The sequence below is a fragment of the Bradyrhizobium sp. MI1.7 genome (assembly GCF_055811795.1).
The window spans coordinates 1-9,944 of the sequence record NZ_JBVVPO010000134.1; the positions used below are offsets into that span (position 1 = coordinate 1).

The following is a 9,944-nucleotide window of genomic DNA, read 5'->3' on the forward strand; positions in this document are numbered from 1 at the left end:
TCCCCGCAAGCGGGGCGAGGTGAAGATCGTGCACTACATCAGTTCTTCCGCTCGGCGACGAAGCGCGCGGCGGCTTGCAGCACGGCGGCGCGGTCGCCGAAGATCGACACGGCGCCGTCGGCCCGCGCGAGCAGGTCGCGCACGCGCTGCTTGGCGCCTTCGATGCCGAGCTGGGTGACGAAGGTGGTCTTGCCGAGTGCGGCATCGGCGCCGGCCGGCTTGCCGAGGGCCGCCGCATCACCCTCGACGTCGAGCAGATCGTCGGCGATCTGGAAGGCTTCGCCGAGCGCGCGGCCGTAATCGTCGAGCGCCTGATATTCCTTTTGCGAGGCCTGGCCGAGAATCGCGCCGGCGATGCAGCCGTAGCGCAGCAGCGCACCGGTCTTCATCTGCTGAATGCGGGCGACATCGATCGGCTCGTTGCCGCCAAAACGGCCTTCGCCGGCGAGATCGAGAATCTGGCCGCCGACCATGCCGCCGATGCCGGCGCAGCGCGCCAGCGCGCGCGTCAGCAGGAGGCGCACATTGGCGTCGCGGTGGATCTCATCGCGGGTGACGATGTCGAAGGCGAGCGTCAACAGGCCGTCGCCGGCGAGGATCGCGGTCGCGTCATCGGTCTTCTTGTGCAGAGTGGGGCGGCCGCGGCGCAGGTCCGAATTGTCCATCGCCGGCAGGTCGTCATGGATCAGCGAGTAGCAGTGGATGCATTCGAGCGCGGCGCCCACGAGCAGCGCCGCTTCGCGGGGAACGCCGAATACGGCGGCGCTCTCGACCACCAGGAACGGCCGCAGGCGCTTGCCACCGTTCAGGCTCGAATAGCGCATTGCGTCCATCAGTCGCTTGGGACGGGCGATCTCATCGTGCAGGATGTCGTCCGCCAGCAGGCGTCCAAGCAGGGCTTCGGTGTCATCAGCGGTCTTGTCCAGGCGTTTGGCGAAATCGGACGGGGACGTGCCGGTCATCAAGAAGGGCTCCAGAACTAAAATTCGGCGGGACAATCCTTTATGCGCCCGCCTCAGTCAATCGTTTGGAAGGCCTAAAAAGTGCTGGAAAAGGCCAGAATTATCACAGACTTAATGGCGGGATCCGTGGCCGCGTTTCATTTTGCGCCGGAAAGGTCGATTTGCGCATCGTCAAGACCCTGCTGGTAGCGCTCGTGGTCGTGGCTCTCGCGCCCTACGTGATCGCGCCGTTCTACCGCACCGGCCATCCCGTTTCGACGCTGATGGCCTGGCGGTCGCTCCGGGGTTCGCCGATGCATCGGGAGTGGATTGATCTGGCCGCGATGTCGCCCTCACTGCTGCGATCGGTGGTGGCGGCCGAGGACGCCCATTTCTGCAAGCATCATGGCATCGACTGGGGCGCGCTGCGCGAGGCGATCGACGATGCGAAGGAGGACGGTACGCCCTTCCGGGGCGCCTCCACCATCACCCAGCAGGTGGCAAAAAACCTGTTCCTCTGGCAGGGGCGGGATTTCGTCCGCAAGGCGCTGGAATTCCCGCTGGCGCTGTGGATCGATCTCGTCCTGCCCAAGGCGCGAATCCTCGAGATTTACCTCAACATCGCCGAGCTCGGTCCCCAGGGCCAGTTCGGGGTCGAGACGGCCAGCGCCTATGCCTTCGGCAAATCGGCGGCCAACCTCTCGCCTCGGGAGGCGGCACTTCTGGCCTCGATCCTGCCCAATCCGGTCAAACGGAGCGCCCGGACCCCCGGGCCTGGCGTCCGGCGGCTGGCGGGGACCTATGTGGCGAGGGCGCAGGCGAACTCGCTTTTGACCTGCTGGCGGGAAAATCGCTGATTTTGGGCCCTTTTCGGACGTATTTTCCGGTCCAAAAGCCTAGATTTACGGCCAGCCTTCCTCTATAAGCCCGGCCTTGATCGGCATTCAGCTCGCCTCGGTTTGCGGGTGCTGAGCCGTCCCCTCGCGGACGATGCCCTGACAACACCAATCCCTAGAGGATATTGAAATGGCCGTTCCGAGAAGAAAAACCTCGCCGTCGCGTCGTGGCATGCGCCGCTCGGCAGACGCCATCAAGAAGCCGACCTATGCGGAAGACAAGGACTCCGGCGAGCTCCGTCGTCCGCACCATCTCGACCTCAAGACCGGCATGTACAAGGGCCGTCAGGTCCTGAAGAAGAAAGAGTCCTGAATTTAGGACCTTTCTCCGGGCAGGATCATTTCGCCTGCCTGATTTCGGCCACCCAATGAGATATGACAATGACGGCGGCGGAGCTAATGCTTCGCGGCCGCATTGTCCTGTCCGGATATCTTGATCGAGAAGGCATTTCGCCGATGGTCGGTTTCCCGCTGCTCCTGATCCCGCTCGCGGTCTACAACATCATCGCCTTCCTGATGCCGTCCGTGTCCTTTACGGACGTGCTGTTCAGGGTGCCGATGATCACGGGCGAGACCTGGCCGGTCACGCTTGCCGACGTGATGCTCGCGCTCGGTATCGTGTTGCTGCTGTTAGAGGTGGTCAAAGGCGCGCGGCCCGGCTCGAAATTCCTGATGGATCATCTGCTGTCGCTGATCGTGTTCGGTGCCGCCGCGGCCGAATTCGTGATGTGGCCCAAGTTCGGCAACTCCACCTATTTCCTGCTGGTGCTGCTCGCGATGGCCGATTTCCTCGGCGGTATCGCCCAGCGCACGCGCCGCCGCGTCACCTATGTCGCGGAGACGACAGTGCCGGCGCCGCGCAAGGCTAAGCGCCAGGCCGAAGCGGCAGCGGACGACGCGGCGCCCGAACCCAAGTTCGAGCCGGTGTCTGCGCCGGCGGTGCCACCCGCGCCTTCAGCGCAGTCGGTCGCCGAATCCGTGCTGAAGGATCATCCCGCGCCGAAACCCGTGAACCCGCCCTCGCCGGAAATTCCCTCGCCGGATTTGCAACCGGGCAACGGCACGCCGCCGTCTCCCGACGCGCCGCGCTGATCCTTCAAACCACCTGCCGCGTGCGCGCGGTGACGCTCGGAAGCGGGCGCTTGCCGCCATAGGCCGTCTGCGCATCTTCGGAAGAGGCGCGGCGGAGCCGGCTGGCCTGGGGCAGGTGCTCCGCATTGGCGATGAGTTGGGTGACGAAGCTCGGATCGGGACGGGGCAGCGGCGCCTTGTGGACCCACTGCAACGTCGGCAGCAGCGGCACCAGGGCCGTGCCCGTGCCGTTGTCCGTGCAGTCCGATCGATCAGTACTTAACATCGCAATCACCGTTGATCCGGCGAGGCCTGTCGCGTTTCGAGACGCTGGCGCCGGTGCGTGTCATGTACTCGCAAGGCCTATGCCGGCCGGGCCGGTTTGGTTCCGCGGGCCTGCGAAACATGGTTTCCAAATTGTTTATGAACTTTGCCTAGAGTCGGAGTCGAATCTGGCCGTATTCTGTGCCGACTCAGGACTCCCTGCTGTCCCGAAACGAGGCGATTTTGACCCCTGCATTGCCGCAAGCCTCCGACATCCTGGCCGCTCTTGGTCAGGCCGTTTTCGCCTGGGACATCGCCAGCGATTCCATCGTGTGGGGTGAGCAGGTCGCCAGCGTCTTTCCCGGCATCCCGCCCGAGCGGCTCGCGACCGGCGCCGAATTCGCCAAGCTGATCGAGCCCGCGCAGACGCTGCGGACCGCCGCGCTGGCGCAGACCTCGCCGGTGCACGGCGCCGACGGCGCGCCCTACCGGGTCGAATATGGCGTGCGCATGAGCGCCGCCGATCCCGTGGTCTGGATCGAGGAGACCGGCCGCTGGTTCGCCGGCCCCGATGGCCGCCCGGTGCGCGCGATCGGCTCCATCCGCATCAACAATGAGCGCCACGCCCGCGACGAGGAATTGGCCAAGCTGGCTCGGCTCGATCCGCTGACCGGCGAGCTCAATCGTTCCCACCTGATCGCGGCGCTGGCCGAGGCGATCGAGGAGACGACCCGCTTCCGCTCGACCGCAGCCTTCATGCTGGTCGGCATCGATCATCTCGCCCGCGTCAACGACGCTTTCGGCTTCGACGTCGCGGACGCCGTGATCCTCGACGTGGCCAAGCGCATCCGCGCCCGCCTGCGCGGCGGTGACGTGCTCGGCCGTTTCTCCGGCAACAAGTTCGGTCTGATTCTGAAGAACTGCACCGTCGATGACATGAACGTCGCCGCCGAGCGCTTCCTTGCCGGCATCCGCGACGAGGTGGTGCCGACCAAATCCGGCCCGGTCTCGGTCACGGCGTCGATCGGCGCGGTTAGCGTGCCGCGCTATGCCCGCAGCACTGACGAGGCCGTCAATCGCGCCCATGAGACGCTGGACGCGGCAAAACAACGCCGCGTCGGTTCGTTCGCGGCGTGGCGCCCGGATGCCGCGCGCGACGCACAGCGCCGCGTCAACATCCGTGTCACCGACGAGATCGTCACCGCGCTGAACGAGCGCCGCATCAAGCTCGCCTATGAGCCGGTGGTCGCGGCCGCCTCGCGCGACTGCGCGTTCCACGAATGCCTGGTGCGGATGGACCAGGGCGACGGCCAGGTGCTGCTGGCACCCGACATCGTGCCGGTTGCCGAACGGCTCGGCCTGATCCGCCTGGTCGATCACCGCGTGCTCGAGCTCGTGGTCGCCGAGCTCGCCGCCGCGCCCGACATCTGCCTCAGCCTCAACATCTCGCCTGATACGACGATGGATCCGGACTGGTGGGCGGGAATTGAGTCGCTGATGCTGGCCCACCCCGGCGTCGCCGAGCGGCTGATCGTCGAGATCACCGAGACGGTCGCGATCCAGGACATCGATGACGTGCGTGGCTTTGTCACGCGGCTGAAGAATTTCGGCAGCCGCATCGCCATCGACGATTTCGGCGCTGGCTACACTTCGTTCCGAAACCTGCGCAAGCTCGGCGTCGACATCGTCAAGATCGACGGCGCCTTCGTGCAGAACATCACCCGTTCCGCCGACGACCGCGCCTTTGTGCAGACCCTGATCGACCTCGCCCGCCGCCTCGACATCAAGACGGTCGCCGAGTGGGTGCAGGACGAAGAGGCCGCCGCCATGCTGCGCGACTGGGGCTGCGACTACATCCAGGGCCGCCTGATCGGGCTCGCCTCAGCCGACCGCCCATGGGGCACGCCGCCGGACAGCGCACTGCCTGCGGCAGGATAGAGCTGCGTCCCTTGCTTCGTCGGATAACGACGAGCTGCGCGGGGCTTTCCGCATGCTCGCTGTCATCGCCCGACTTGATCGGGCGATCCAGTATTCCAGAGACAGTTGTGTTTAAGCCGAGAGGCCGCGGCGTACTGGATGCCCCGGTCAAGCCGGGGCATGACAGCTGAGTGGGAGGCGCGCAGCTACCCCACGCAAATACCGGGCACCGCGACCTTCTGGAACAGATGCGGGCTCGCGACTGCGGATGCGGGGTAGGCGGCGATCTTTGCGCGGAATTCCGGGTGGGTGAAAGCGGCGCGGAAATGCGCGTTGGATTCCCACACCGCGTAATTCAGATAGGCCGGGCTGTCGCCGACGGCGCGGTGAAGCTGGGTGGAGATGAAACCGGGCTGGCGCTTCATGAAGGCGGCGTCGTCCTGCCACGTCTTGAGGAAGCTCTGCTCATCCTCGGCGTCGAGCGTGAACACGTTCACGAGCACCACGGGGCCGGTTTCGAGCGCGATCTGACGGTCGATCGGGAAGGCAGGGTCGAGGGGGCGCATGAGGGGCATGACATTGCTCCGGTCAATTTGGTGTCATAATGTCAATTCGACAGTCCCGGATATAGCTAATCGACATCATGATGTCAATACGGATCAATGGTGCCAAATGAACAAGACCAAACGGACCCCGGCGGGCGAAGCGCTGACCGGCCTCATCCTCGACATGTTCCGCGCCAACAGCCTGCTTCTGACCGCTGGCGACCGGCTGGTGACGTCGCTCGGCCTCACCAGTGCGCGCTGGCAGATCCTGGGGGCGATCGCCGACGCCGAGCGCCCGGAGCCGGTCGCCTGGCTCGCCCGCAATCTCGGCGCCAATCGCCAGAACGTGCAGCGCATCGTCAACGACCTCGCGCGTGATGGTCTCGTTGTCTTCGAGACCAACCCGCATCATCGCCGGGCGCAGCTTGTGGTGCTCACCGACAAGGGCAGGCAGGTCTACGACGCCGCCGGCCGCTTGCAGGTCCCGTGGGTCAACGGCCTTGCGGATGGATTGTCGGTCAGGGATATCGACGTGGCCCATCGCGTCGTGACCGCACTGCGAGCCGGTCTGAAAGACGCCGGTGAAGCGAACGAGTAAGCAAGCGAGGCGCCGGGGGACACGAGGCGTACATCGTGTGAGCCCATTTCGGACTCAAATCCGCCGCCGACTCAATCGATGTATCCAAATGCGGTTGGAGGCATGTCCTGAGTTGGGGAATTTGCCATGAGTGATGAAGATTTAATGCGTCATAAGAGACAGAAGCTGATTTCCACTGCCGAAGATACCGTGCGTGACGAGTCTTTCGAACTCTTGTCGCAGCAGCTCTGCGAAGGCGCTAGCTTTTCGGACGATGAATCCCCGTCGAACGACGTTTTTTTGCTTCTTGAGGAGAATGCGCGGCTTCGTGCACTTGCCATCAGCCTTTCCAGCCTGGTCGGAGACCTCTCCGAACGGGAGTGGAGCAATGCGCTCGCATCGGCCGATCGTGCCACGCTCAATCGCCTGAGGTCGTGTCGGGCGTAACGATAGAGAGAGCGTCGCGGTGAAGCGGAGCGTCACGCCACGCGTCTGACCGCGCTCAGTCGCTCGATCGTGCGTCCGACCTCGGCTGCCGGGCACGGCCTGCCGAAATAGTAGCCCTGGACTGCTGTGCAGCCGCATTCGCGGACGAAGTCGAGCTGCTCGATGGTCTCGACACCTTCCGCCGTGGTCTCGACGCCGAGCACGGAGCCGAGGCTGGCGATGGTGCGAACGATGGCGACGCTCTCCGGGCTCTCGCCGAGCGTGCCGACGAAGGAACGGTCGATCTTGATGCGGTCGAACGGAAACTTGCGCAAATAGCTCAGCGAGGAATAGCCGACGCCGAAATCGTCGAGGCTGACACGCACGCCAAGCGCGCGGAGCTGGTGCAGGATCTCGATCGTCGCCTCGCTGTCGTCGAGCAGCGCGGTCTCGGTGACCTCGAGCTCGAGCCGCTGCGGCGGCAGGTCGGCTTCCGCAAGCGCGCTCGCGACCATCGCCACGAGTCCGCGCGAGCGGAACTGCACCGGCGACAAATTGACCGCGACGGTGACATCGGGCCAGGACGCCGCGGTCGCACAGGCCGTGCGCAGCACCCATTCGCCGATCGGGACGATCAGCCCGTTCTCCTCCGCGAGAGGAATGAATTCGGCCGGCGAGACCAAGCCGCGGGAGGGGTGTTTCCAGCGCAGCAGCGCCTCGAAACCGGTGAGCTCGGTGGTGTCGAGCCGCACCTGCGGCTGGAACACGAGGTGAAATTCGCGTGCCTCAAGCGCGCCACGCAGATCGTGCTCCAGCGCGTGCCGGCCGCGCGCCTGTTCCTCCATCTCGGGCTCGAACAGCTGGTAGGCGCCGCGCCCCTTGGCCTTGGCCTGGTACAGCGCAAGGTCGGCGCATTTCATCAGCTCGTCGGCATCGAGCCCGTGATCGGGCGCGATCGCGATGCCGACGGAAACGCCGACATGGATCGACTGGCTTTCCAGCGGCGGCGGGTGGCCGATGATCTCGACCAGGCGGCGGGCGAGCCGTTCCGCCGATTGCGGCTGCGGTCCGCGCTGGAGAACGGCGAACTCGTCGCCGCCGAGGCGGGCGACGGTGTCATGCTCGCCGACATTCTCCTTCAGCCGTGACGCGACCCAGCGCAGAAGCCGATCGCCGGCGGCGTGGCCGAGGCGGTCGTTGACCGTCTTGAAATTATCGAGGTCGAAGCACAGCACGGCCATCGCTCCGCCGGCGATCGCGACCTGGTTCAGTCCCTCGCCCATTTTCTCGCGGAACAGCGTGCGGTTGGGCAGGTCGGTGAGTGAATCGTGCTGCGCCATGTGCGCCACGCGGGCCTGGGCCTTGTGGCGCTCGGTGACGTCCTCATAGGTGACAACCCAGCCGCCGTGCTCCATCCGCTTGTGATTGAGCTTGATGATGCGGCCGTCGTTCAGGTGACGGTGCAGCGTGTGTTCGCCCTCGCGCAGCCTTTCGACATAGTCGGCATAGATCCTCGCGGCGGTCGTGTTCGGATGGATGCCGAGGTCGCAGCTATGCTCCATGATCTCGCGCATCGAGACGCCGGGCTTCACGACATCGGGCGACAGTCCATACATCTCGATGTAGCGGCGATTGCAGACGATGACGCGCAGGCTCGCATCGAGCATGCACAGGCCCTGGCTCATGTTGTTCAGCGCCGCGTCGAAGCGGCGGTATTGCTCGCTCAGCTCTTCGATCGCGCGCTCGCGGTCGGTGATGTCCTCGTAGGTGGCGACGAAGCCGCCCTCGGGCAGCGCGCAGTAGCGCACCGAGATCACGGTGTCGTTCGACATGCGCCGGCGCATCGGCGAGGAATCGTGGTTCGCGATCCTCGCGCTGGCGGCTTCCAGCAGCTGTTGCGGACTGTATTCGGAAGTGAACGCCCCGTTCACCATCGACCGCTCGATCAGCTCGCCGAGATGCGTGCCAGGCCTGGTTTCCTCCGGCGACAGCCGATAGATCTTGCGGTAGGTGGTGTTGCAGACGCGCAGGCGCATGTCGCTGTCGTAGAAGGCGAGCCCGTGCGCCATGTTCTCCAGCGCCGCATCGAGGATGAAGTTCTGTTGCCGCAGCGCTTCTTCGTACTGCAGCCGCTCGGTGACGTCCTCATGCACCGTCACCCAGCCGCCGTCGGGCAGGAAGCGGGACACCGCCTGCACCATCCGGCCGTCATAGCGCATCACCAGCAGGGTCTTCGCTTTCCTGGCGCGCACGTCCTCCAGGCGCGTGTGGCGGAATTCGTCAATCGGCATGCCCGGCAGGTTGCCGCGCGACATCCAGTGTTCGATCACTGAGCAATGCGAGACGCCCGGCTTCACGATGTCGGGGTCGAGATTGTAGAGGTTCAGAAACCGCTCATTGCAGACGACGACACGGCTGTCGCCATCGTACATGATGAGGCCGTGCGACATGTTGGCGAGCGCGTGCTGGCTGCGCTCCGTCTGCACGCGTAATTCCGCCTCGAGCCGGGCGAGGCGGCTGACGTCATCGCAGATCGTCATCCAGCCGCCGCCGGGAAGCGGCTTCAGCTCGAGCGCCATGACGAGTCCGCTCGCCAGTTGCTGCTCCGTGCGGAACGGCTTCCCGCCTGCGATCTGCGCGATCCGCTTCGTATACAGCGCGTCGAGCTCGTCCTGAGGAAAGTTGCCGCGCGCCGCGCTGTGTGCGAGCACCTCGCGGTAGCTCGTGCCGACATGCACGATGTCGGCCGACATGTCGAACAGCGACAGATAGCTCTGGTTGACCAGCACGATCCGGTTGTCGGCGTCGTAGACGCAGACGCCCTGCTCCATGTGATCGAGCGCAAGCTGGCTCAGCCCGACGAGGGCCTGCGGGCCCTCTGCGTGGCGTGCACCAAGCTCGTTATCGCGGATCGGCGTCATGGGATCGACGGGTCTCGGCCGGCAATAGACTTAACGCAACGTAGTTCAGCCACTGAGCGTAGCGAAGAGGCCGGAAAATTCCCTTAAGCGCAGTAGTTTACGGAGGGTGACTGGGGATGCGTAGAGTGTGTGCCGGCGCGCGAATGCGGAAGTGCCTGCAAGCCAGAGTTGGCCGAGAGCCTGCAACAAATCAGGTGTCGTCCCTGCGAACGCAGGGACCCATGACCCCAGGGCGCAGTTTGGCGAAGACTGATCCGGAATGATCTTCCCGCGGTACCGGCGTCTGGGCTCACAGGTAGATCACGCGGTATGGGTCCCTGCGTTCGCAGGGACGACGGCGGATGTTGGGCCCGACCTTACCCTACGGCCCGTACAGCACGAGTTCC

At 65.0% G+C, this 9,944-nt stretch carries 10 protein-coding genes; 6 read left to right on the forward strand and 4 right to left on the reverse strand.

The features are described from left to right. Positions 1-38: 38 nt before the first annotated feature. On the reverse strand, positions 39-962 hold the full coding sequence (locus tag AC0L3X_RS45640; RefSeq protein WP_063980019.1) for a polyprenyl synthetase family protein: 924 nt from the start codon (positions 960-962) through the stop codon (positions 39-41). A gap of 161 nt (positions 963-1,123) precedes the next feature. Between AC0L3X_RS45640 and mtgA the strand changes: the two genes are divergently transcribed. The 3 genes from mtgA to AC0L3X_RS45655 all read left to right on the forward strand — a co-directional run bounded on the left by mtgA (position 1,124) and on the right by AC0L3X_RS45655 (position 2,929). Further along, the gene (mtgA, locus tag AC0L3X_RS45645) at positions 1,124-1,798 is read left to right on the forward strand and encodes a monofunctional biosynthetic peptidoglycan transglycosylase (RefSeq protein ID WP_354131707.1); all 675 of its coding nucleotides are present in this window, start codon (positions 1,124-1,126) and stop codon (positions 1,796-1,798) included. A gap of 169 nt (positions 1,799-1,967) precedes the next feature. Next, complete coding sequence (gene rpmF / locus AC0L3X_RS45650) at positions 1,968-2,150, forward strand: 50S ribosomal protein L32 (protein ID WP_028149139.1); 183 nt, start codon at positions 1,968-1,970, stop codon at positions 2,148-2,150. Between the two features lie 143 nt (positions 2,151-2,293). Continuing rightward, positions 2,294-2,929: a hypothetical protein gene (locus tag AC0L3X_RS45655; protein WP_063985946.1), complete on the forward strand. Its 636-nt coding sequence runs from the start codon at positions 2,294-2,296 to the stop codon at positions 2,927-2,929. Positions 2,930-2,933: 4 nt separating this feature from the next. Here the strand turns inward: AC0L3X_RS45655 and AC0L3X_RS45660 are convergent, their stop codons facing one another. After that, complete coding sequence (locus AC0L3X_RS45660) at positions 2,934-3,194, reverse strand: hypothetical protein (RefSeq protein WP_063980017.1); 261 nt, start codon at positions 3,192-3,194, stop codon at positions 2,934-2,936. A gap of 221 nt (positions 3,195-3,415) precedes the next feature. On the opposite strand from AC0L3X_RS45660, the gene AC0L3X_RS45665 reads away from it, so the two are divergent. After that, positions 3,416-5,110: a bifunctional diguanylate cyclase/phosphodiesterase gene (locus tag AC0L3X_RS45665; RefSeq protein ID WP_063985945.1), complete on the forward strand. Its 1,695-nt coding sequence runs from the start codon at positions 3,416-3,418 to the stop codon at positions 5,108-5,110. 185 nt (positions 5,111-5,295) lie between these two features. Here the strand turns inward: AC0L3X_RS45665 and AC0L3X_RS45670 are convergent, their stop codons facing one another. Further along, positions 5,296-5,664 carry an antibiotic biosynthesis monooxygenase family protein gene (locus AC0L3X_RS45670; RefSeq protein ID WP_063980016.1) on the reverse strand — a complete coding sequence of 123 codons (369 nt, stop codon included), beginning with the start codon at positions 5,662-5,664 and terminating at the stop codon, positions 5,296-5,298. A 97-nt stretch (positions 5,665-5,761) separates the two neighbouring features. Between AC0L3X_RS45670 and AC0L3X_RS45675 the strand changes: the two genes are divergently transcribed. Further along, positions 5,762-6,232: a MarR family winged helix-turn-helix transcriptional regulator gene (locus tag AC0L3X_RS45675; protein ID WP_063980015.1), complete on the forward strand. Its 471-nt coding sequence runs from the start codon at positions 5,762-5,764 to the stop codon at positions 6,230-6,232. Positions 6,233-6,358: 126 nt separating this feature from the next. Further along, on the forward strand, positions 6,359-6,658 hold the full coding sequence (locus AC0L3X_RS45680; RefSeq protein WP_063980014.1) for a hypothetical protein: 300 nt from the start codon (positions 6,359-6,361) through the stop codon (positions 6,656-6,658). A gap of 32 nt (positions 6,659-6,690) precedes the next feature. Here the strand turns inward: AC0L3X_RS45680 and AC0L3X_RS45685 are convergent, their stop codons facing one another. Beyond that, positions 6,691-9,558, reverse strand: coding sequence for a PAS-domain containing protein (locus tag AC0L3X_RS45685; RefSeq protein ID WP_063980013.1), 2,868 nt, complete (start codon positions 9,556-9,558; stop codon positions 6,691-6,693). Positions 9,559-9,944 lie beyond the last annotated feature (386 nt).